This window comes from Mycolicibacterium aurum, from assembly GCF_900637195.1.
In the GTDB taxonomy this organism is placed as follows: Bacteria; Actinomycetota; Actinomycetes; order Mycobacteriales; family Mycobacteriaceae; genus Mycobacterium; species Mycobacterium aurum.
Genome location: NZ_LR134356.1, coordinates 3,433,314 through 3,459,780 on the forward strand (window position 1 = coordinate 3,433,314; position 26,467 = coordinate 3,459,780).

The 26,467-nt window shown below is 69.7% G+C and carries 4 protein-coding genes; all 4 read left to right on the plus strand.

The genetic code is table 11. The features are described from left to right. The first annotated feature begins 9 nt into the window (after positions 1 to 9). From EL337_RS16120 to EL337_RS16135, 4 genes are read left to right on the plus strand one after another with little or no spacing between them, the layout of a single operon-like run. On the plus strand, positions 10 to 267 hold the full coding sequence (locus EL337_RS16120) for an MbtH family protein (RefSeq protein WP_048633694.1): 258 nt from the start codon (positions 10 to 12) through the stop codon (positions 265 to 267). A gap of 44 nt (positions 268 to 311) precedes the next feature. Further along, complete coding sequence (locus tag EL337_RS16125; RefSeq protein ID WP_232786850.1) at positions 312 to 1,994, plus strand: ABC transporter ATP-binding protein; 1,683 nt, start codon at positions 312 to 314, stop codon at positions 1,992 to 1,994. A 44-nt stretch (positions 1,995 to 2,038) separates the two neighbouring features. Next, complete coding sequence (locus EL337_RS16130) at positions 2,039 to 3,769, plus strand: ABC transporter ATP-binding protein (RefSeq protein WP_048633791.1); 1,731 nt, start codon at positions 2,039 to 2,041, stop codon at positions 3,767 to 3,769. A gap of 33 nt (positions 3,770 to 3,802) precedes the next feature. Then, positions 3,803 to 26,467, plus strand: a complete 22,665-nt coding sequence (locus EL337_RS16135; protein ID WP_048633692.1) for a non-ribosomal peptide synthase/polyketide synthase — start codon at positions 3,803 to 3,805, stop codon at positions 26,465 to 26,467.

Here is a 26,467-nt window from a genome sequence, read left to right on the forward strand (position 1 = left end):
AGGGAACTCATGTCCAGCAATCCTTTTGATGACGAGAACGGCCGCTTCCTGGTGCTGATGAACGGCGAGGAGCAGTACTCGCTGTGGCCGACGTTCGCCGACGTGCCGGCAGGGTGGCAAACCGTCTACGGGGGCCCGGACGGCACCGACAGGGCGAGCGCGCTGCGCTACGTGGACGAGAACTGGACCGATATGCGCCCTCGGTCGCTGCGAGAGCGGATGGAAGAGTCCGCAGCCCATGCCGCCGATGCGATTTCGCGGAATTGACCGCGAATTCGCCTGACGTAAACGTCAATTGGACCGGCGGTGGCGTGCTGCGCCGGGCAGTCACCCGTAACTGGCGGCGGCTGAGCAGCGGATCTGTTCTCATCGCTGCCCACCAATTGTGTGAGGTATCGGTGCCGGTGCTGATCGGCATCATCGTCGACCGGGCAGTCGCCACCGGGTCGATACCGCAGATCCTGCTGTGGGTTGCGGCGCTGGCCGTGCTGTTTGTGGTGCTCACGGTGGTGTATCGGTTCGGCGCGCGCCTACTGATGGCCGCGATCGCGCACGAGGGACATCTGCTCCGTGTCGAGTTGAGCCGCAAGATCCTTGATCCCCTGGGCATCCGCACCGACTACAAGTCCGGCGAGTTGCTGTCGATCTCGTCAACCGACGCCGAGGAAGCCGCCTACCTGCTGGACTATGTGCCGCGCCTCGTCGGCGCGTTGGTCGCGACGGTCGCGTGCGGCGCAGTTCTGCTGACCATCGATCTGCCCCTGGGGTTGATGGTGCTCATCGGTGTCCCCATCGTGATGGCGGGCCTGCAACTGACTGCTCCCCTGATCGCCGCCCGGGTGGAGGACCAGCAGGCCGAGATCGGCCGGGCAACCGCCCTGGCGACCGACCTGATCAGCGGACACCGCCCGCTGCAGGGCATCGGCGCCCAGCAGAACGCGGCCGCGCGGTACCGGCTGGCCAGCCGGCGCTCACTGGCCGCGACTCTGCGCGCCACCCGGCTGGAGAGCGCGCACGCGGGTGCCGCGGCAGCCGCAGGCGCACTGACGGCCATGGCGGTCGCCCTGGCGGCCGCATACTTCGCCCTGTCCGGCGACCTCACGCTCGGACAGCTGATCACCGTCATCGGTCTGGCGCAGTTTCTGGTCGAACCGTTCGAGGTGCTGGCGATGATGCCGAGTTCGGTGGCAGAAGCCCGCGCCTCCGCCAACCGAGTGGCCACGGTGCTGGCCGCACCGGCGCGACACCGGGCGCCGCTGACGCCCTCGCCGCGGGACCACGCCGCTCCCGGCACCGTGACCGTCCGCGATGCCCGGCACGGCGGTCTGCGCAGACTGTCACTGGACGTGGCTGCGGGCGAGTTCGTCGCCGTGCTGGCTGCCGACTCGCGCGACGCCACCGCCGTGATGGACCTGCTCTCCGGACACGAGCGAGCAGCCGAACTCGGCGCGGTTCGGGTGAACGGCAGCAGCATCGGCGAAATCCCGTACGGCCGGCGGCGTGCAACGCTGCTCGTCGAGCACCATCACGGTGACCTCTTCAGCGGAACACTGCGCTCCAACCTGGCCCTCTCCGGCGCCCCCGGCGACGGGTCTGCCATCGACCGAGCCTTGGCGGCTTCCTGCGCCCTTGATGTCATGGCGCTCTACCAGGACGGACTCGACCACCCCGTGGTGGAGCGCGGCGCCAGCCTGTCCGGCGGTCAACGCCAGCGGTGGACCCTGGCCCGCGCACTCGCCGCCGATCCCGACGTCCTCGTGCTGCACGACCCCACCACGGCGGTCGACGCGGTCACCGAGCAGGCGATCGCCGACGGCATCCGCGGGCTCAGGTCCGCCAACGGCCGGACGACGATCGTCTTGACCAGCAGCCCCGCCCTGTTGGCCGCCGCCGATCGGGTGATCCTCATCAGCGAGGGGCGGATCCAGGGCCAGGGCACCCACGACGATCTGGTTGGCGCGCACGCCGTCTATCGCGAGTTGGTGACGCGGTGACGATCAGCGAATCGACCACGCCGCCGGTGCTGCCGGTGGCGACGATGCGGCGCACCTGGAGCTGGCTGGTCGGCGAACTGCGCGCGCGGCGCGGACCCAGCGTCGCGACGGTGCTGGTGGGGCTGGCAGCTGCCGGCGCGGCGACCGTGCCGATCTACCTGCTCGGGACACTGGTGGACCGGGTGGACGCCGGAAGCCCGGCCGGCAGCCTGGTCAGCCTGGCCGTCGTGATCGGGGTGGCGGCGCTGATCGGCGGGCTGGGGACGGGGTTGTCGCAGTACCTCATCACTCGCCTCGGCGAGCACGCGGTGGCCGACCTACGGGAGGACGTGCTGCGAAAGGCGTTGCAACTGCCCGCGACAACCATCGAAGAGAGCGGCAGGGGCGATCTGTTGTCGCGGGTCGGTGCCGACGTCGCCGCGGTCGCCAAGGCGGTGTCGCAGGTGCTGCCCGACATGCTCAACGCGTTCTTCCTCGGCATCGTCACCCTGGTGGGCATGGCCAGCCTGGACTGGCGGCTCGGGCTCGCGGGTGCCCTATGTATCCCTGCCTACGCCGCCGGTCTGTGGTGGTTCCTGCCGCGATCGACACCGATGTATGCCGAGCAGCGCGTCGCACTCGCCGAACGCGCACAGGCGACCGTGGAGTCGATCCAGGGTGCGCGCACCATCGATGCCTACGAGGTGCACGCCGGCCACCTGGCCGGCATCGAACGCGCGTCGGCGCGCGCACGGGATCTCGAGGTGTCGGTGTTCACGTTGTTCACCCGATTGGTGGGGCGGGTGAACCGGGCCGAATTCATCGGCCTGGCAGCAACCTTGGTTGTCGGCTTCCTGCTGGTCCGAGACGATGTCGTCACCGTCGGTCAGGTCACCGCAGCGGCGCTCATGTTCCACCGACTGTTCAATCCGATCGGCATGATGATGTACAACTTCGACGAGATCCAAGCCGGTGCCGCATGCCTGGCCCGTCTCGTCGGCGTCGTCGACATGCTGCCGCAGGCGGAGCCGACCACCGGCACCCGCCCCGCCCCGCGCCCGACGGGGGCCGATGTGTCGGTTTCCGGCGTCTTCTTCGCCTACGGGTCCGGGCCTGCTGTGCTGCAGGATGTTTCGCTGACGATCCCGGCAGGCACCCGCTGCGCGCTGGTCGGCACCACCGGCGCGGGCAAGACCACCCTGGCCGCGGTGATCGCCGGGCTGTACCTGCCGAACCGCGGCCAGAGCCTCATCGGCGGCGTGCCCGTCGCCGACATCGCCGAGGACGAACTCCGCTCCTGGGTGGCGACCATCACCCAAGAGATCCACGTCTTCTCCGGTCCGTTGATCGACGACCTACGCCTGGCCGCACCCGACGCGGGTCCGGAGCAGGTGTGGGCCGCGCTCGACCAGGTCGGCGCCCGCGACTGGGTGGCAGCACTCGACGAGGGCCTCGACACCCTCGTCGGCGAACAGGGCACCGCACTGACCGCGGCGCAGGCACAGCACATCGCGCTTGCCCGTGTGGTTCTCGCCGATCCCCGGGTGGTGGTGCTCGACGAGGCCACCGCCGAGGCGGGCAGTGCCCACGCCGCGGAGTTGGAGGCGGCGGCCCTCGCCGCCACCGCGGGCCGCACCACGCTTGTGGTCGCCCATCGCCTGACGCAGGCGGCGACCGCCGACCAGATCGTCGTGATGGACCAGGGGCGCATCGTCGAGCAGGGCACGCATGCAGAACTCCTGGCACACGGCGGGGGTTACGCACGGCTGTGGAATGCATGGAGCGCGCACAACTGACGCGCACGACTAGACGGAAGAGGTTGTCGGCACGTGACCGCGGACTCGCTGGACATCGCTGAACTGCTCGACCAGTGGAACAACCACTCGACGCCGGATCAGACGTCGACGGTGCCCGAACTGTTCGCCGCCCAGTGCGCGCGCACGCCGGCGGCCGTCGCGGTCGTCGACGGTGCGCGCCGGCTGACTTATCGCGAACTGGCCGATCGGGTTTCGCAACTGGCACACGCGCTCGCCCGCGTCGACGGCACATCGGAGGCGGTGATCGCCGTCGGTGTTGCGCGCTCGGCCGAGATGGTGGTCTGCGTGCTGGCCTCGATGGTCGCCGGTGCAGCCTTCGTGCCGCTGGACCCCGGCTGGCCTGCTCATCGCCGCAAGCAGGTCCTCGCCGACGCGGGTGCGCGCGCGGCCTTCACCGCGGTCGCCGACCGCAGCGACTGGGGAGTGGACACCCTCGTCGTCGACCTCGACGACTGGCGCTTCGGCGATGAACCCACCGAGGCACCGGCGGTTCTTGTCGAGCCCGGTCAGCTCGCCTACGTGATCTTCACGTCCGGGTCCACCGGCACACCCAAGGGCGCCATGATCCGCCACGACGCGATCGCCGAGCGACTCATGTGGCAACGCGACCACATCCTCGGTTTCGATGACTCCGATGCTTCGCTGTTCAAAGCTCCACTGTCCTTCGATATCTCGGTCAACGAAATTCTGCTGCCGCTGGTGTGCGGCGGCCGGGTCGTCGTCGCCGCACCCGACGGAGAGAAGGACCCCGAGTACCTGCTGAACCTCATCCGCACGGAGCGCGTGACCTTCGTCTACCTGGTCTCCTCGATGCTCGACACCCTGCTCGAGCTCGACCGCCTGTCGGCCCCTGCCGACAGCTCTCTGCGGTCACTGCGTCACGTGTGGTGCGGCGGCGAGGTTCTCACCCCCAGCCTGTTCACCCGGTTCCGCAGCCAGCTGACAACCACGCTGTATCACGGCTACGGACCCGCCGAGGCGACCATCGGTGTCTCCCACGTCATCTACCGCGACACGGCCGAACGTATCGCCACCTCGATCGGCCGCCCGAATCCGCACACCCAGCTGTACGTGCTCGACGAGGACCTGCGGCCCGTGCCGCCAGGGGTCGGGGGCGAACTGTATGCCGCGGGGTTCCTGCTCGGCCGCGGCTACGTCAACGCGTCGTCGCTGACCGCGTCGCGCTTCGTGGCCAATCCCTTCGACGACGGTTCCCGGATGTACCGCACCGGCGACCTCGCGCGCTGGACCCCCGAGGGGTCGCTGGAGTTCCTGGGTCGCACCGACAATCAGGTCAAGATCCGGGGCCGCAGAATCGAACTCGAAGAGATCGAGTCGCAACTGGCCGACCACCCCGCGGTACGGCAAGCGGTGGTGGCCGTGCACCGGCAAGGCGCCGCCGATCAGCTGGTCGGCTACGTCGTGGCCTCCGACGGCGTCACCAACGACGACGCGCTGCATGCCGAGGTGGCCGACTGGGGCCGATCACGGTTGCCGGAGTACATGGTGCCGACGATCTTCGTCGCGATCGACCGGGTTCCGTTGACCGCCAACGGGAAAACTGATCGACGCGCATTGCCTGCACCGACGACCACACCGCCGACGACCACCGGCAGGGCGCCGCGCACACCTCGCGAGATCGTGCTGGCGCGGGCGTTCGCCGACGCCCTGGATCTGGAATCCGTCAGTGTCGACGGCGATTTCTTCAGCCTGGGCGGCGACAGCATCGTGGCGATCCGCGTCGTCAGCAGGGTCCGCGCGGCGGGCTATTCCCTGCGTCCGCGGGACATGTTCGCCCACCGCACGGTTGAGGCCCTTGCCCCGCTCCTCGTCGAGTCCGAACCCGCCGCAGAGCAGGCCATCGGTGCGACCGGACCCGTTGCGGCAACACCGATCCTGCGCTGGCTCGACACCGTCGGCGACGCGGCCGACGCGTCGACGCACAACGGCTTCTTCCAGGGTATGGCGCTGGTGACCCCGGCCGGCCTGACCCACGACGAGGTGCGCAGCATCGTCGACGCGGTGGTCGCGCGCCACCACGTCCTCTGGGCATCGAGCACGTCGGGCACCGCGGAACTGCACATCCCCGAGGCCCCTGCCCGGGTGCCACTGCTGACCCCGCGCCCCGGCGAGAGCGTCGAGTCGATGCGGGACCGGCTGCTCGCGTTGCTCGACCCCGCGACGGGCACGATGATGGCGACGGGCCGGCTCGGCGCAGACGACGAGCCCGGTCTGCTGGTCGTGGTGGCCCACCACGTCGTCATCGACGGCGTCTCGCTACGCATCCTGGCCGAGGACTTCGCGGCCGCCCACACCAGGCTGGCCGACACGGGTACGGCACTGCTGCCCGAGTGCCGCACGCCGTGGCGATCCTGGGCCCGGCAGCTCACCGACGCCACCACACGGGGCGCGTTCGACGCCGACCGCGAGTACTGGGAACAGACCTGCGCCGTGACGGAGCAGCCCTGGGGCGACCGCGCGCTCGACGCGTCCACCGACACGGTCGCCAGCGAGTCCACCCTGACGGTGGAATTACCGGCGCCGGTCACCGAGACACTGCTGTCGGTCGTACCCGACCGGATCCACGGACATGTCAACGACGCAATGGTGGCCGCGCTCTACCTGGCGCTGCGGGAGTGGCTCGGCGACCGCGGGATCGGTGCGGGTGAGCTGCTCGTCGAGATGGAGGGTCACGGCCGAGAAGGCCACACCGTCGGCGACATCGACCTGTCCGAAACCGTCGGCTGGTTCACCACCCTGTATCCGGTGGCACTGCACGACGACGACTTCGAGTGGCGCTCAGCCCTGGCCGGCGGCGGCGCGCTCGGGTCGGCGGTGCGGTCGGTGAAGGATCAGCTGCGTGCGGTGCCCTCCCACGGCATCAGCTATGGCGCGCTGCGTCATCTGAGCGGCTCGGCCGACCGCCTCCAGGCCGCCCCTCAGGTGCTGTTCAATTACCTCGGCCGCTTCGACACCGCCGACCGGCCGTGGGCGTTCGCCGACACCGGTGCCGCCGTGCTGGAGGGCCGCGATCCGGCGATGCCGCTGCCCCGACTGCTGGAAATCAACGCCGAGGCCACTGATTCCGGGACCGCAGCGGTGCTGCGCGCCACGTTCAGCTGGCCGTCGGATGCCGTCGCCGAGTCCGACGTCGCCCGATTGGCGCACCGCTGGACCGAGGTACTGGCGATGATCGCCGAGAGCGACGACGTGCGAGGGCACAGCCCATCGGACTTTCCGCACGTCGAATTGGGGACCGCCGATGTGGCGGATTTGGAGCAGCGCTACCCGGGCCTGGTCGACGTGCTGCCGCTGACCGCCACACAGCAGGGGATCTACTTCCACTCGACGTTCGGCCGAGACCGCGACCCCTATGTCGTGCAGCAGATCGTCGACATTCGCGGGCCGCTGGACACCGAGCGCTTCCAGCGCGCCACCGAGACAGTCGCGGCCAGGCACCGCGCGCTGTCCGCCGCGTTCACCACCCTGACCGACGGCACCCCGGTATCGGTGCACGCTGCAACCGTGCCACCGGACTTCGACGTGGTCGACACCCGTGGACTGTCCGGAGACGGCGCGGATACCGTGGTGGCGCAGCGCGCCGAGTGGGAGAGGCGGCGGCGCTTCGACCTCGCCGCACCGCCACTGACCCGCTACACGTTGGTGCGCCGCAGCGATGAACTGCACACGATGATCCAGACGGTGCACCACATCGTGGCCGACGGCTGGTCGGTGCCTCTGGTGCTCGACGACCTCCTGACCTCGTACACCGGTGCCGACTTCACCGGCCCGGCACCGCGCTTCGCGGACTTCGTCGAGTGGCTCGCAGACCGGGACGGCGCCACAGACCGCGCCGCCTGGGCTCCGGTGCTGCGCGACATCGAGGCGCCCACCATGATCGCGTCCGCCGACGGCACCGTCGGACCTCGCCCCAGGCCTGGATTCGGCCACCGGACAACGCCTCTGGCGACGCGTCTGCAGGTTGCGGCGGCGGCGGAGAAGGCCGGCGTGACGGTGAGCACCGTGCTCCATACCGCCTTTGGACTGACGGTCGGACGTCTAACCGGCCGCGCTGATGTGGTGTTCGGCACCGTCGTCTCCGGCCGCGGGGGCAACGTCGCTCATATCGACACGATGGTCGGTCTGCTGGTCAACACGATCCCGGTGCGTGTCCGCTGGGCGGGTGACGAGCCGGCGACCACCGTGGCCGCACGACTGGCCGATGTCGAGTCGACGCTGCTGGACCACCATCATCTGCCGCTGATCGACGCACATCGGTTGGCCGGGTTCGACGAGCTGTTCGACTCGCTGGTCGTCATCGAGAACCTGGGCGCCACAGCACATTCCACCGACGAACTCCAGCTGGGTGACATCGCGGTGATCGAGGCTCCGCACTATGCCCTCACGGTGATGGTCAGCGTCAGGGACACCATCACCGTCACCGTCACCAACGACCGCGCCCGGGTCTCGGATGCGTTCGCCGATGCCGTGACGGGGGCGTTCGCCGCCGCGCTCACCGCGGTCAGCGCCGATCCCGACATCCGCTGCGGCCGGATCCGGCTCGCCGAACACGCTGCGATCGACCAGGTTTCCGATACCACCACGGTGACCCGGGTGATCGGTGCGGCGATCGCCGCGCACCGCGACGACGTCGCACTCGTCACCGACACCGCCGTCATGACGTTCGCCGATCTCGAGAGCCGCGCGGCGGCGCTGGCCCACCGTCTCACCGAATCAGGGGTCCGGCGCGGCGATGTCGTCGCACTCGCGATGTCCCGGTCGGCCGACATGGTGGCTGGACTGTGGGCGGTGGTGCTGACCGGTGCCGCCTATCTGCCGGTGGATCTGTCCTATCCGGCGTCGAGGATCGGGTTCATGCTCGCCCACGCCCGGCCGCGGGCTGTGCTGGCGGACCTGGACGGACAGCAGGTGCTCGGCGACGCGGTCCCCATGGGCACCGTGCTGATCGACACCGCCGTCGTCCCTGACCGCTCCGTGCCGTTCCCACCGGTCACGGTCGAGCCGCTCGACGCGATCTCGGTGCTCTACACGTCGGGTTCCACCGGGGAACCCAAGGCCGTGGTGGGCACCCATGGCGCCCTTGCCAATCGGCTGATCTGGGCGGTCGATGACTGGCCGGCGCCTGTCCGGCTGGCCAAGAGTTCACTGTCGTTCATCGACGGCACCACCGAACTGCTGGCCGGACTGGCCGCGGGGGCCCGCACGGTGCTGGCAGGTGACGACACCGTGCGCGACGGTCGCCGGCTCGCCGCGCTAGTCGACGAGCACGAGGTGCGTCAGCTGGTGGCGATCCCCTCACTCGCGGCGGCACTGGCCGACGAGTTCACCGCTGCGGTGCGCGGAATGCACCGGTGGATCGTCAGCGGTGAAGCGCTCACCCCGTTCCACCTGGCCGCGTTGCGCACCGCCTGCCCTGAGGCGGAGGTCGTCAACTCCTACGGGTCCTCCGAGGTGACCGGCGACGTACTCGCAGGCCGACAAGACACCGAGGACGTCACACTCGGCCGCGCCGTCGCCGGTACCGGAATCCGGATCCTCGACAGCAGCCTCGCGGACCTGCCGGACGGGGTCATCGGGGAGATCTACGTCAGTGGCGTGCAGTTGGCACGGGGCTACCTGGGGCGCGCCGGCCAGACAGCGCTGCGTTTCGTCGCTGCACCCGACGGACAGCGGATGTACCGCACCGGCGACCGCGGTGCCACTCTGCCCGACGGCCGCGTGGTCTTCGCGGGTCGCGGAGACGACCAGCTCACGATCAATGGATACCGGATCGAGCCCGGCGAGGTGGAGGCGGTGCTGGCCGGACAGGCCGGCGTGGTCGACGCCGCCGTGGTGGCAGAAGGACCCGTGCTGGCCGCCGTCGCGGTGATCAACGCCGGGAACGTGACTGCTGAGGACCTGTTGGCGGCCGTGGCCGGGGAACTGCCCCCGCACCTGGTGCCCACGTCGCTGACGATCGTCGATGCGATCCCGCTGCTGCCCAACGGAAAACGCGACAGCACGGCGCTGCGCGCACTCGTGACCGGGCGCCCCGGCCGGCCCACCGAGATGGTCGCCCCGGCCGACGACCGGCAGCAGCTCATCGTGGACGTGATGGCCGCCGTGCTGGGTGTCGACACCCTCAGCGCCGACGCCGACTTCTTCGCCCACGGCGGCGACAGCATCTCGGCGATCCGCGTCACCAGCCGGCTGGCGAGGGCCGGTCTTGTCGTGGAAACCGAAGACATCTTCCACGGACGCACCGCCGTCGGCGTCGGCGCCCGCGCGTCCGGCACCCCGGGCAGCCCGGCAACCACCGGGCAGGCCGGTATCACCAGATTCGGCACGGTGACGTTGTCCGAGGCGACACTGCGACGCATCACCGACGCCGAGGCGGTGGACGACGTGTGGGCGATGTCGCCGTTGCAGCAGGGCGTCTACTACCAAAGCACCCTCGACTCTGCCGCCACGGCGACCTACCTGGCGCAGAACACATTCGACTTCGACCGCCGCATCGACCTCGAGGCGCTCCAGGACGCGTTCACCGCCATGCTGCACCGCCATCCGCAGCTGCGTGTCGGGTTCCGCACCGTCGAACACGCGGAGAACAACCCGGCGCCGGACGCCACCACGCTCATTCAGGTTGTGCTCACCGACCCTCCGTCTGCCATCACCGTCGTCGACCTGGGTGATCGATCGAACGGCGACCCCGAGGTCGCCGACCGGATCCGCGCCACCATCGACGCCGATCGCACGACCCCGTTCGACATCGGCCGCCCGCCGCTGGTGCGGCTCACGGTGCTCCGCCTCCCCGGCGGGCGAGACAGGATGCTGCTGACCTACCACTTCCTGCTGTTCGACGGCTGGTCCCGCGAACTGGTGTTGCGAGAGTTGTTCGCACTCTACGGTTCTAATCTCGCCGGACGTCCAGGGACGGGCGCGCTGCAACCGCGCGGCGACGTCGTCACACGCTACCTGCGGTGGATCGACACTGCCGGCACCACCGACGCCACCGCGGCCTGGCGCGAGCGGCTCGCGGGACTCGCCGAGCCCACACTGGCCAGCGGCGTCGCCCCCGGCCATCCCGCCGCCGCAGCCGACACCGAACCCGGCCGGGTCGTGGTGCACGTGCCGCAGCGGGTGACCGAACAGCTGCTCGCCACCGCAGCTGATCTCGGAATCACCCTCAACTCGATGGTGACCGCAGCCGTAGCGCTGGTCACCGGCTACCACGCGGGTACCACCGACGCGGTCATCGGCACCACCGTCGCAGGCCGCCCCGGCGAACTCGTCGGTATCGACGAGACCATCGGACTGTTCCTGAACACCGTCCCGGTGCGGGTCGACCTGTCCCCCACTGTCACCGCGGCAGACGCCATGCGGTCCAACGGCGATCAGCGGGTCGCGATGATGCGGCACGACCATCTCGGGCTGGGCCAGATCCAGCGCGCAGCCGGGGATTCCGGCGCCGCGCTGTTCGACTCGCTGCTCGTCCTGCAGAACTTCCTCGACGACGACACATTCTCCGATCTCGAGTCCGAGCACGGCATCGTCGGCGTCGACTACCACGACACCACCCACTTCCCGCTCACCTGGGTGCTGACCCCCGGACGGGAGATGACCGTCAAGCTCGAGCACCGCGTCGTCGGTGACGCACGGGCCCACGAGATGGTGGCACAGCTGCTGACCGTGCTGGAATGCGTTGCCCGGGAACCCGACACGGCACTCGGTGGCATAACGCTGACGGCTCCGGACCGTGCGACGGCACTCGAACAGCGGTGGTCGGCGACCTCGCGGCAGCTCGAACCGGTGACGATCGCCGAACTGCTCGCGCGGCGAGCCGAAGCGGACGCAGGCGAGACCGCACTGGTCTTCGGCGCGCACCGGCTGACCTATCGCGAATTCGACGACCGCGTCTCACAGCTGGCCCGCTACCTCATCGGACACGGTGCAGGCCCGGAAACCTTTGTGGCGCTGGCGCTGCCGCGCTCCATCGACATGGTGGTGGCACTGTTCGCGGTGCTGCGCGCCGGTGCGGCGTATCTGCCGCTCGAGCTGGACCTGCCGATCGAGCGGCTACGCACGATCATCGCGGATGCCCGTCCGGCGCTGCTGCTCACCACCTCAGGCGCCACCGAACTCGCGGCCTGCGGGCGTGACCAGGGCGCCACCGTCATCGCGGTCGGCGACCAGGCGACGCGGGACGCGATCACCGCCACCTCGGCCGCGCCGCTGACCGCCGACGAGCTCGGCACGGTCGCCACGGGTGCCGGCCGTCTGCACCACCCTGCGTACCTGATCTACACCTCGGGCTCGACCGGCACGCCCAAGGGTGTGCTCACGGGGTACGCGGGCCTGACCAACATGTATTTCAACCACCGCGAGGCGATCTTCGAGCCCACCGTGGCCAGAGCCGAAGGCCGGGATCGGCTCCATATCGCCCACACGGTGTCGTTCTCGTTCGACATGTCGTGGGAGGAGCTGTTCTGGCTCGTGGAGGGCCATCAGGTCCATGTCTGCGACGAGGAGTTGCGGCGCGACGCTCCCGCCCTGGTCGAGTACTGCCGCACCCACCGCATCGATGTCATCAATGTGACGCCCACGTACGCGCACCACCTGCTCGACGCCGGTCTGCTGGACGGGCATCCGCCGGCGTTGGTGCTGCTCGGCGGCGAGGCGGTGAGCGAGCACGTGTGGTCGGTGCTGCGCGATCACCCGGACACCGCGGGATACAACCTCTACGGCCCCACCGAGTACACCATCAACACCCTCGGCGGCGGCACCGACGACAGTGCCACCGCGACGGTCGGAGCACCGATCTGGAACACCCGCGCATATGTCCTCGACGCCGCCTTGCGACCGGTGCCCGACGGGGCGGTCGGCGAGCTGTACATCGCCGGAACCGGTCTGGCGCGTGGCTACCATCGGCGCCCCGGCCTGACCTGCACAGCGATGGTAGCCGATCCGTTCGTCGCCGGCGGACGCATGTACCGCACCGGCGACCTGGTGCGCCGCCGGTCCGGCACCGACGAACCCGGCCTTCTGGACTACCTCGGGCGCGCCGACGACCAGGTCAAGATCCGCGGCCACCGGGTGGAGCTCGGTGAGGTGGAGGCGGTGCTGTCCACAGTGGACGGCGTCGCGCGGTGCGCCGTCGTCGTCCGGACCGGCTCCGGGACCCCGCCGGCGAAATCCCTGGCCGCCTATGTGATCCCGGCCACGCCACCCGCCGACGACGCCGAGTTCGTCAGCTCCCTCCACGGTCATCTCGCGGCGACGCTGCCCGCCTACATGGTGCCGACGCGCTACGGCGTCGTGCCTGAGCTCCCGCTGACCATCAACGGAAAGCTGGACGTGGCAGCGCTTCCCGAGCCGGTCGCCGCGACCAAGGGACCCACCCGGGCGCCGCGGAGCGACCACGAGTCGATCCTGCTCGACGTCGTCTCCGCCGTACTCGACATCGACGGCCTCGGCGTCGACGACGACTTCTTCAGCCTCGGCGGTGACAGCATCTCGTCGATCACCGTCTGCGCCAGAGCGCGCAAGGCGGGTCTGCACATCACGCCCCGGGACATCTTCCGTCGGCGGACCGTCGCCGCGCTGGCGGCGGTCGCGGACACCGCGGCCTCCGCGCCGGCGCCGGGCGACGACACCGGCACCGGACCGATCGCCCTGACCCCGATGCTGGCCGAGACGTTGCACGCCCAGACGCCGCTGACCGGTTTCCATCAGTCGATGGTGCTGGCCACGCCCGTCGGCATCAGTGAAACGCAGCTGGCCGAACTGATGGCCGCTCTGCTCGCCGCGCATCCGATGCTGCGAGCCCGCATCGACATCACCGAGGCCGGCTGGGTCCTGTGGGTGCCCGAAACCAGCGCCGCTGCTTCGGTACTCACCCGCATCGCCGGCGAGCTGACCGAGGACGACCTCGACACGGCGACCGCCGCCGCGGCCGCGCGCCTGTCCCCCGAGGACGGCGCCATGGTGCACGCCCGGTGGTACGACCGGCCGGATGCGGCCGGCCAACTGCTGCTCGTCATTCACCACCTGGTGATCGACGGGGTGTCCTGGCGCATCCTCGCCGACGACCTGGCTCGGGCCTGGTCGGACCTGGCCGCAGGCCGGCAGGTCGAGGTGGAGCAGGTCGCCAGCTCTTTCCGCGCCTGGTCCGATGCGATCACGACGACGGACCGGTTCGGGACCGAAGCGGATTACTGGAACGACGTGCTGGCCACCCCGGATCCGGATCTGGGCCCGCGACCGCTGGACGCCGAGGTGGACATCGCGAGAACCGTTCGCAGTCACCGTCTCTCACTACCCGCCCACATCAGCGCCGCCTTGTTGTCACACGTCCCGGCCGCATTCCACGGCGGGGTCAACGACGTTCTGCTGACGGCGCTGGGCCTGGCCCTGGCGAAGTGGCGTGCCGACCGGGGCCGCTCACAGTCCAGCGCCCTGCTGGTCAACCTCGAAGGGCACGGCCGTGAGGCCGAGCTGGTGCCAGGGCATCTGGATCTGTCCCGCACGGTCGGCTGGTTCACCTCCATCTACCCGGTGCGTGTCGACCCCGGTCCCCTGCATTGGGAGGACGTGCTCGCCGCCGGGGCCACGCTCGCCGCCGCGGCGAAGTCGGTCAAGGAGCAGCTACGGGCGGTACCCCACCGCGGCCTCGGCTACGGCGTGCTCCGCCATCTCAGCGACCCGTCGCCGCTGCAGGGCGCTGCGCCGCAGATCCTGTTCAACTACCTGGGCCGGTTCACCGGCGGTACCGGCCGAGACTGGCAGCCCGTGGGCCGCATCGGCGAGCTGCGCGAGAGCGTCGATCCCACCAATCCCGCAGTCGCCCTGGAGATCAACGCGGTCGCCGAGGACGGCCCGGACGGCACCGTGCTGTCGGCCACGCTGGCCTGGCCCGACGGTCTGCTGGACAGCGCCGACATCGATGACCTCGCCCACCTCTGGCGCGACGCGCTGACCGCACTGACCCGCTGCGAGGCCCTCAACGGTCACACCCCCTCCGACTTCCCGCTCGTGCGCCTAAGCCAGGCCGACGTGGACGCCTTCGCCCGAGTGGGCCCCGTGGACGACGTCTTGCCGCTGCTTCCGCTGCAGCAGGGCATGTTCTTCCACAGCGCGTTCGGCGACGGCGTCGACACCTACCGGGTTCAGCAGATCGCGAAGCTGTCCGGACTCATCGACACCGCCGCGCTGCGGCGCGCGGTGGGAGCGGTGGTGCGCAGGCATCAGGCGCTGCGGGCAAGTTTCCGTGAGGTCGGCGACGGGTCGCTGGCGCAGGTGATCTGGCAGGACGCCGAACCGGAGTTCGACGCTGTGGACATCAGCGGGATGTCGGCCGACGGCGCACGCCAGCGGCTCGACGACATTGCCCGCGAACAACTGTCGAGACCCTTCGACCTCGCCGAGGCGCCGCTGGTGCGTTACGTGCTGGTCTCACTGAGCGCCACCGAGCACAGCCTGATCCAGACCATGCACCACATCGTCGCCGACGGTTGGTCCTATCCGGTGATCTTCGGCGACGTGGTCGCCCACTACAACGACACGGGATCGCCGGCCCCGATCACCACTCTGCACGACCATGTCGAGTCGGTGTTCGGCGGCGACCACGACGCCGCCCGGCAGGCGTGGGCCGACGCACTCGACGATGTCGAGCCCACCTTGCTCTACGGTGCGCAGTCCCGCGGCGCGGGCGAGCACCGCAGCCATGTCCGCCGGTTGTCGCCCGGGCTGACCGCGGGGCTGACCCGCGTGACCCGTGACCAAGGCATCACCGTGTCCACCGCACTGCACGGGGCATGGGGACTGCTGCTCGGCCGGCTTCTCGATCGCAGACGTGTGGTCTTCGGTTCGACGGTGTCGGGCCGCGGTGGCGAACTACCCGGCCTGGATTCGCTTGTCGGACTTCTCATCAACACCATCCCGGTGCCGATGGCGTGGGAGGCGCACACACCCATCGGGACCGTCTTCGCCGACCTGCAGGACCAGCAGAGCGCACTGCTGGACGCACAGCACCTCGGCCTCGCCGAACTGGCCCGCCTGTGCGGCGTGCGGGAGTTGTTCGACACGATGGTCGTGGTCGAGAACTTCCCTGCCACCGGCACGACCGCCGGCGACAACGCCCTTGTCTTCGGTGGATTCACCGGCACGGACTCACCGCACTACCCGGTGTCGTTCGTCGCCTACCTCGACGAGCGGCTGACCGTCGAGATCAAGTACGACCACACCGTGCTCAGCGAGACCGAGGCCGGCCGCTACGCCGAACGGATCGAGCAGGTGCTCATCACGTTCGTCGAACAGCCCGATACCGCCGTCGGCGTCGTTGATCTGCGGACCGCGGCCGAACGACGGTTCGGCACAGGGCCGACGTCCCGGCCCGGACCGGATCTCACCCTCGCCGAGGCCTTCGCGGCCGCCGCACACGGTGACCCGGCCGCCGTGGCGGTGACCGCGGGGTCGACGAGCATGACGTATGCCGAACTCGACGCCCGGTCCTCGGCTGTCGCCGCGACCCTGACCTCGATGGGTGTCGGCCCGGAATCCCGGGTGGCGGTCGCGCTGCCGAGATCCGCCGACCTCGTCGTCGGCCTCCTCGGTGTCGTCAAGGCCGGCGGCACCTACGTCCCCCTCGACATCACTTCGCCGGCAGCCCGGACCCACCACATCGTCGGCGATTCCGCGCCGGTGTGCGTGCTGACCGACAGTCACGATCGCGTGGCGGGCCTGGGCGCTCCCGGCCTGCTGATCTCCGACGCCACCGCGGCTAACCCGGCAGCTCACGTCCCGCCTGCCGTGCTGCCCGATCACGCCGCCTACGTCATCTACACCTCCGGATCGACAGGGCTGCCCAAGGGCGTCGCGGTCAGTCACCGCAACGTCGCCGCCCTCTTCGCAGGCACCGCCGAGCTTTTCGACTTCGGAGCCGACGACACGTGGACGATGTTCCACTCCGCCGCGTTCGATTTCTCGGTGTGGGAGCTGTGGGGTGCACTACTGCACGGCGGGCGGCTGGTTGTCGTCGACACCGCCGACGCGCGCGACCCGGAACGGTTCCTTGCGCTTCTGCAGACCGAACGGGTCACCGTGCTCAACCAGACGCCGTCGGCGTTCTACCCACTGATCGAGGCAGATCGTCGGCTGCGGCCCGAGCTGGCACTGCGCTACGTCGTCTTCGGCGGGGAGGCCCTGGATCCCGGCAGGCTCAGCGCCTGGTACGAGCGCCACGGGGACGGCCCGGGGGCACCGCTGATGGTGAACATGTACGGCATAACCGAGACGTGCGTCCACGTGTCCCACCGTCCGCTGGCCTCGCAGGACGCAGGCGGCGACGCACGCAGCGTCGTCGGCGGCCCGCTTCCCGGCCTCCGCATTCACCTGCTCGATCAGCAGCTCCAGCCGGTTCCTGCCGGCGTCGTCGGCGAGATGTACGTCGCCGGTGGTCAACTCGCGCACGGTTACGTCGGCAAGCCCGAGCTGACCGCGACCCGGTTCATCGCCAACCCGTTCGACTCCGCCGGTGAACGCCTGTACCGCAGCGGCGACACCGCGATGTGGACCGACGCCGGGGAGCTGGTCTACGTCGGCCGATCCGATGACCAGGTCAAGGTGCGCGGTTATCGCATCGAGCTCGGGGAGGTCGAGTCCGCGCTCGCGGCAGTGCAGGGCGTGACCAACGCCGCGGCAGCCGTGCACGTGGACGAGTCCGGGCGCGCCAGGCTGATCGGCTATCTGGTGGGCGCGGAGACCCTCCACGTCGCGACCGTCCGCGGGGCGCTCACCGAGACCCTGCCGGACTACATGGTGCCGACGGCGTTCGTCACTCTTGACGCGCTGCCGCTGACGGCCAACGGCAAACTCGACCGGACCAAGCTGCCCGAACCCGAGCAGTCTGTTGCCGAAACCCCCTCTGCGGCAAAAGACGACGATGCAGCAACACAGATCGCATCCCTGTGCGCCGAGATCCTGCGCGTACCCGTCGGTGTCGACGACGACTTCTTCACCATGGGCGGCGACAGCATCGTCGCGATCCAGCTGGTGAACCGGGCCCGCCGGGCCGGCCTGCAGCTCACCCCACAGCAGGTGTTCGTGGCCAGGACCCCGTCGGCGCTCGCCGAGGTCGCAGTGGCTCACGGTGCCACCCCGGCACCCGCCACGCACGACCCCGGGGCAGAGCCCGGCGAGGTGCCGCCGACGCCGATCGTGTTGCGGCTCAGCGAACTCGGCGGCCGGATAGATCGATTCAATCAGGCCGAACTGGTGTTGACACCCGCCGGACTGCAGCTGGAGCACCTCGACGCCGCGCTCGCCGCGGTCGTGCACCGGCACGACGCGCTGCGGCTGCGGCTACTGCGTCCGGTGCCGACGCTGTGGTCGCTGGAAACCACATCGGAGCGACCGGTCACGGTATCCCGCGTGGACGCCGCCGAATTCACCGACGACGACCTCGCCGAGGCGATCGCCACCCGGTCCGACTCGGCGACCGATCTGCTCGACCCCGAGTCGGGCCGCATGGTGGCGGCCGTCTGGTTCGACCGCGGGGCAGCCAGGCAGGGCAGATTGCTGCTGATCGTGCACCACCTCGCCATCGACGCGGTGTCGTGGCGTGTCCTGATCGACGATCTCGCCGACGCCTGCCAACAGGTCCAGGCCGGTGGCCGGCCCACGCTCGCGGCGGTACCGACGTCGTACCGGTCCTACGCCCGGGCGGTCAACGAGAACGCGCAACAGGCAGCCCGGCTGGCCGAATTCGAGCACTGGACAGGCACGCTCGCGCCAGGCGGAGAACTCGATCCGCACGCGGCCTCCGTCGGCCTGACGATCGGCGCCACCCGCGACCACGAGATCGTCCTCTCGGCCGAGGACACCGTGCCTCTACTGACCACGGTTCCCGCGATGGCCACCGCGGACGTGACCGAGACGCTGGTGACCGCACTGCACCAGGCCGTGATTCGGTGGCGCGCCGCCCGCGGCGGCACAGCGGACACTGCTCTGGTCCTCGACCTGGAGCGGCACGGACGCGACCGGTGGGGTGAGCAGTTCGACCTCTCCCGCACCGTCGGCTGGTTCACCGCGATCGCGCCAGTGCGTCTCGCGGGTGCCTCGGCCACCTCACCAGAGGACTTCGTCGCCGCACTCGCGCGGGTGAAGGAGACGCTGCGCACAGTCCCCGACGGCGGTGTCGGGTACGGACAGCTGCGCTACTGCAACCCCCGTACCGCCGCCGCACTCAGCCGGTTGCCCGCACCGCAGTTGCTGTTCAACTATCTCGGCCGGTGGAACTCTTCCGGCACCGAGGACTGGCAGTCGGCACCCGAGGACGGATGCCTGCGCACCGCACCGGATCCCGACCTCGGGACACCGTATCTACTCGAGATCAACGCGCACTGCGACGACACCGCGGACGGGCCGAGGCTGCGGGCCGTGTTCACCTATGCCGACGGCGAGCTGACCCGACAGACCGTCGAGAATCTGGCCGGGCACTGGGCGGCGGTGCTGCGCGAGATGAGCGGGCTGGCCGGCTCGTCGCCGTCATCGGTGGCGATGCTGACCCCATCCGATCTGCCCCTGGTGTCGCTCACTCAACAGCAGGTCGACTCTGTGGTCACCGCCGTCGCCGCGGACGTCGAGACGATCTGGCCGCTGTCCCCGCTTCAGCAGGGTGTCTACTTCCAGGCGCGCTACTCCCCTGCGGCGGTCTACATCGTCCAGAACGTGTTTGATGTCGCCGAGCCGATCGACGTCGACGCACTGCGCGTCGCCTATTCGGCGGTGATGCACCGTAACCCGGTGCTCCGGTCGGCGTTCTGGGCGGACGGGGTTCCCGAGCCGGTTGCCGCGATCGTCACCGACCCGGTGTGTGAACCCGAGGTGATCGACCTGTCCGAGCACCCCGCGGCCACGATCGCAGAGCGGCTCGAGGAGATCACCTCCGACGACCGGCAGCGCACCTTCGACCTCTCGGCAGCTCCGCTGGCGCGCTTCACCGTCATCCGAACCGGGGGGACCGACCGGCTGATCTTCAGCTACCACTTCCTGCTTCTGGACGGGTGGTCGCGCGAACGGTTACTGCATGAGCTGTTCACGCACTACGGTGCCGCCCGTGCCGGCCATCGCGCGAATCTGCCTGTGCCGCACGCGGACTTCACCGACTATCTGCGATGGCTGGCCAGCCGTGACACCCGGACATCGGCAGACCGTTGGGCCGCAGCACTGTCCGGGATCGCCGCGCCGACCCTGCTGGTCCCGGCCGCGGTCGGCACCGAACCGACGCTGGCCAAGCGGCTCGACTTCACGCTCTCCGACGAGCAGACCACAGCCCTGACGCAGCAGGCGCGTGACTGCGGGGTCACCCTCAACGCGCTGATCGGCACCGCGCTCGCGCTGGTCCTCGGTTACGAGACGGGCAGTGACGACGTGATCTTCGGGTCGACCGTGGCGGGCCGCCCCACGGAGATCGACGGTATCGACGACGTGATCGGACTGTTCCTCAACACGGTGCCGACCCGGGTGCGGCTGCGTCCGGACCGATCCCTGGCCGAGACGATGCGGACCGTGCAATCCGAACGGCTCGAGCTCATGGACCACGAGTACCTGGGTCTCGGCGACATCCAGCGGGCGCTGACCGGTTCGGATGCGCCGGCCGGCGGCGGTCCGCTGTTCGACAGCCTGTACGTGCTGCAGAACTTCCTCGACGACGACACCTTCACCGACATGGAGACCGAACACGCGATCGTCGGTCACGATTCCATCGATGCGTCCCACTATCCGCTGACCTGGGTCGCCTCGCCGGGCCAGCGGCTGTGGGTCAAGCTGGAATACCGGCCCGATGTGGTCGAGCGCGGGTACGCGGCACGGCTGCTGGACCGGCTTCGGCAGGTCCTGCTGCACATGGGCTCGTCCGACGGCGCCGCGCGGATCGGCGACGCGCCGTTGGCCTCGGCCGACGAACTGGCCACCCTTGCGGCGCTGCACACCGCGGCCGACCATCCGCTTCCACCCGCGACCGTCACCGACCTGCTCGCCGAGCGCGCGGGACGGTCTCCGGAGCTGACCGCGCTGGTGTGTGGCGGTGACAGCATCGACTACGCCGAGTTGCAGTCCCGCGTGAACCGCCTCGCCTGGATGTTGCGCGACCGCGGGGTCGGGTCGGGATGCATTGTGGCGCTCGCGATTCCCCGCTCGATCGATGCAGTGGTTGCATTGTTCGCCGTGCTCCGTGCCGGTGCGGCGTATCTACCGCTTGAGCTGGATTACCCTGACGAACGATTGACGGTGATGCTGCAGGATGCCGTACCGGTAGCAGTTCTCACGACCACCCCCGTGGCCGGGCGCATCGCCGGGACGTGCCCGAACGATGTGCCGTTCATCGTTCTCGACGACGCCGAGACGACCGCGAAATGTGCTGCGGCCCGCACAGAATGGGATGGCTTGTCGGCGCACGCCGACGAGCCCGCGTACGTCATCTACACCTCGGGCTCCACCGGCAAACCGAAGGGCGTGGTCACCGCACACCGCGGACTGACCAACATGCACCTCAACCACCGCGAGTCCATCTTCGCCCCGGCGATCGCCAAGGCCGGTGGCCGGCGGTTACGGATCGCCCACACGGTGTCGTTCTCCTTCGACATGTCGTGGGAGGAACTGCTGTGGCTGATCGAAGGCCACGAGGTGCACATCTGCGACGAGGATCTGCGCCGGGACGCCGAAGCTCTGGTCGCGTACTGCCACACGCATCGGGTGGACGTCATCAACGTCACCCCCACCTACGCGAGCGTGCTGTTCGACCAGGGGCTGCTCGAACTCGGCGGGCATCCGCCGGTGCTGGTACTGCTCGGCGGTGAGGCGGTATCCACCACGGTGTGGAATCGGCTGCGCGACAGTGACACCAGCTACGGCTACAACCTCTACGGCCCCACCGAGTACACCATCAACACCCTCGGGGGCGGCACCGACGACAGTGCCACTCCGACGGTCGGCAGGCCGATCTGGAACACCCGCGCCCACATCCTCGACGGGTGGTTGCGACCCGTCCCCGACGGCACCCCCGGTGAGCTCTACATCGCGGGCGCCGGCCTGGCCCAGGGCTACCTCGGCAGGCCCGGTATGACCGCTGACAGGTTCGTTGCCGATCCGTTCGGCACGCAGGACTCCGGATTCGACTCGCGGATGTATCGCACGGGTGACGTGGTGATTCGTCGGCCGGACGGCAATCTCGACTTCCTCGGCCGCTCAGACGACCAGGTGAAGATCCGCGGCTATCGCGTCGAACTGGGCGACATCGAGTCTGCGCTCAGCGCGCATCCGGCCGTCGCGCAGGCGGCGGTCATCGCCCGACCGGATCCGAACATCGCAGGCGCCCACCGACTCGTCGGCTTCGTCGTACCGGCCGAACCGGACACCTCGGACCTCGGTGAGCGGCTGCGCCGCCATCTCAAGGATGTACTGCCCGGGTACATGGTGCCGTCGGCCCTGGGGTTTCTCGACCGGCTGCCGTTGACCGACAACGGCAAGCTCGACGTGCGGGCCCTGCCCGATGTGCACACCGCCGACGCGCCCGACTCCGGGCGACCACCGGAATCGGCCACCGAACGCACGGTCTGCGGGCTGTTCAGCGACATCCTCGGCACCCGGGTCACCGGCGTCGACGCTGATTTCTTTGCCCTCGGCGGACATTCGCTCTCCAGCATCAAGCTGATCAACGGGATCAGGGACACCCTTGGCGCCACCCTGTCGTTGCGTGACGTGTTCGACAACCCCACGGTGGCGCAGCTGGCGGCCCTCGTCGCGGGCCTGTCCGACAGTACGCAGCGTCCGCCGCTGGTGGCCGCACCGCGACCCGATCCGCTGCCGGTGTCGGCGGCTCAGGAGCGCATGCTGATCGTCGACCGCTTCGGCGGGACCGGGCTGGCCTACAACTACCCGCTGGCGTTCACGGTGCACGGCGCACTGGACATCCAGGCACTGACCGAAGCACTCCGAGACCTCGCCGACCGCCACGAGGTCCTGCGCACGGTCTTCGACGAGCACGACGGCGGCTTCGCGCAGCGGGTCCTGCCGACCGGAACCGAGGTTCCCGTCCACGTGGTCGACTGCGACGCGGCGGATCTCGACGGCCGCATCGCCGCCGCCGTCCAGCACACGTTCGATCTGCAGTCGGAGATCCCCCTGCGCGTCAGGGTGTTACGGCACGGCGACACCGACCACACGGTCGTCCTGCTGCTGCATCACATCGCCACCGACGAATGGTCGGACGCGCCGTTGTTGCGCGATCTCGACAGTGCCTATCGGGCACGGCGTGACGGCGGTGTCGCCACCCTGACGGCGCTGCCCGTGCAGTACGCCGACTACACCCTGTGGCAGCGAGAGCTGCTGTCCGGCCTCGAGGACACAGCGCTCACGTTCTGGCGCACGACCCTCGCGGAGGCACCTGACGAGCTGGCGCTGCCCACCGATCGCGTCCGTCCCGGCGCCCCCAGCGGATCCGGCGGCACCCTGCACCACGCGATCGGCTCCGACACCGCGGCGGCCCTGCGCACGCTGGCGCGCGACCGTCAGACGAGCATGCTCATGGTGCTGCACGCGGCGACGGCGGCGCTGCTGCACCGGCTGGGCGCGGGAACCGACATCGTGGTGGGGACGCCGGTCGCGGGCCGCGACGAGGCGGTGCTCGGCGATGTCATCGGATTGTTCGTCAACACCGTGGTCCTGCGGGTCGACGCCTCGGGCAACCCGGCATTCGGCGAGTTGCTGTCCCGGGTCCGTGGCGCCGACCTCGCCGCGTTCGCCCACGCCGACGTGCCGTTCGAACGCGTGGTGGACGCGCTCAGTCCACCCCGGATGCCGGGGCGCAACCCGCTGTTCAACGTCTTCATCGGGTATCACCGCAGCGACGGCGAGGACCCCTCGATGTTCGGCTACCCGACGCGATGGTGCGAACCGCCGATCCATTCCGCCATGTTCGATCTCGGCTTCACCCTCATCGAGGACAGCGACGGGCTGAGCGTCATGGCCGAGTACAGCGCCGACCTGTTCGACGAATCCTCCGTGCGCATCCTCACCGAGCGCCTGGCCGCCGTGTTCGACGCGGCGGCCGCCGATCCCACGGTGCGGGTGGGCCGTGTGGCCATCACCACCGGGGCCGAACGGATCTCGTCGGTCACCGATCGCAACGCCACAGATCACGACGTCGAGGACGTTCCACTGGGTTCGTTGGTGTCGGCGCAAGCGGCGCGCACCCCGGACGGACTCGCGGTCGTCTTCGAGGCCGAGAGCCTCACCTACGTCGAACTGGACGCGTGGTCGGACAGGCTGGCGGCGTCACTCGCCGGTCGCGCGGCGGCACCGGGAGCCATCGTCGGGGTGCGCCTGCCGCGGTCGGTGGAACTGGTGGTGGCCACGGTCGCCGTCGCCAAGACCGGGGCGGCGTTCCTTCCCCTCGATCCCGACTACCCGGCGGACCGCCTGCGGCACATGATCACCGATGCCGACCCCGTGACGGTGATCGACGACGTCGCGGCGATCCGGGCCGCCCGCTCCGGCGTGCCGCCGGCGCCGCTGCCCCCCGTCGACACGGCCTCGTGGGCATACGTGCTCTACACGTCGGGTTCCACCGGAACGCCCAAGGGCGTCGCGGTGCCGCACGCCGGAATCGTCAACCGCATCGCCTGGCTGCAGCACGCGTACCCGCTCGACGGCACCGACCGGATGCTGGTCAAGACACCCATAAGCTTCGACACGTCGGTGTGGGAACTGTTCTGGCCGTTGGCCGCCGGCGCGACGCTCGTGATCGCGCGACCCGACGGGCACCGCGACCCGGCCTACCTGGCCGAGACCATCAGGCGGCAGCAGGTGACCGCGGTCGACTTCGTCCCGTCGATGCTCGACCTGTTCCTCGACGAGCCCGCCGCGGCCGGGTGCACGTCGCTGACCCGCGTCACCGTCGGCGGCGAGGCCCTCGGCGCCGAGGTCGCCCACGACTTCGCCCGCACCTACCCCGGTGTCCCGCTGCACAACCTGTACGGCCCCACCGAAGCGTCGGTCGATGTGCTCGGCTGGACCGCCGACGGTGACACCGTGTCACTGGGGACCCCGGGATGGAACGTGGCCGCCTATGTGCTCGACGAGTACCTGCAACCCGTCCCCGACAACACCCCCGGTGAGCTCTACCTTGCAGGTGTGCAACTCGCCGACGGATACCTGCACCGCATGGGCCTCACCGCAGATCGGTTCGTCGCCAACCCATTCGGCGCCGGATCCCGGATGTACCGCACCGGGGATCTGGTGAGGTGGCGCCGCAGGTCGCCGCATCCACCCACACTGGAGTATCTCGGCCGCACCGACGACCAGATCAAGCTGCGCGGCGTGCGGATCGAACCCGGGGAGATCGAATCCGTGCTGACCCGACATTCCGCGGTCGCGTCGGCGCGGGTGGTCGTGCACGGCGACCGTCTGGTGGCCTATTACGTGCCCGCAGCCCCGTCCGAGGGCGACGCGCTGCGGCGACATGCCGCCACGTCCCTCCCGGGGCACATGGTGCCGTCGGTGTTCGTCGCCGTCGATGCGTTCCCGCTGACCCCGAGCGGCAAGCTCGACCGGCGCGCCCTGCCCGCACCGCACAGCACCGCGGTGTCCGGCCAGCCGCCGGCCGACGACCGACAACGGCGGCTGTGCCGGCTCTTCGGCTCGGTGCTCAACCTCGATGTCGACGACGTCCATGCGGATTTCTTTGCCCTCGGCGGACATTCACTGTTGCTGATCCGGCTTGCCACGGGACTCCGACGTGAGTTCGGTGTCGAGATCCCGATCGCCGATCTGATGGCCGCGCCCACGGTGGACGGCGTGTGCGCCCGCCTGGACCGGCGTGACGGCCCAGCCTCCCCCGACGGTCTGGCGCCGTTGCTTGCGCTGCGCACGACAGGATCGCAGCCACCGCTGTTCTGCGTGCACCCGGCGAGCGGCTTGGGCTGGCAGTTCTCCGGTCTCAAACGTCACATCCCCGACGAGGTTCCGCTCTATGCGGTGCAATCGCCGCGATTCACCGGTGCCGCGCCGGCCGCCTCGATCGACGATCTCGCGATCCAGTACGCCGACATCGTCGAAGACGCGGCACCGACCGGGCCGGTGCGCCTGCTCGGCTGGTCCTTCGGAGGCTCGGTCGCGATCCTGGTCGCCAGGGAGTTGAGGCGGCGGGGGCGCAACGTCACCTTCGTGGGGATGCTGGACACCCGGACCGACACTGTCGACGACGCCGACGGCGCGCATGTCGATGCCGAGGTGGTTCTCGGCGGATTGCTCCGCGAGATGGGGTTCCCCGTCGATCCCGGCACACGGATGACGGTGCCCGACGCGGTCGCGCTGGTTCGCGACAGCGACGACGCGATCGCCGTCCTGGACGACGCCCAGATCGCGGTCGTGATCGAGAATTACGTTGCCGCTGAACAACTCACCGCGAACGCCGAATACGGCCGCTACGACGGCGACGTCTGGTTCGTCGACGCCGAACACCTGGAAATGGACCTGCACGGTGTCGCGTCCGAGGGATGGCGTCAGCACATCGGCGGCGAGCTGCGTGTGGTCCGCGTCCCGTGTCGCCACTCCGAGCTGATGGACGCGGACACGCTCGAGACGATCGGACCACTGCTGGCCGATGAACTCGGCGACTAG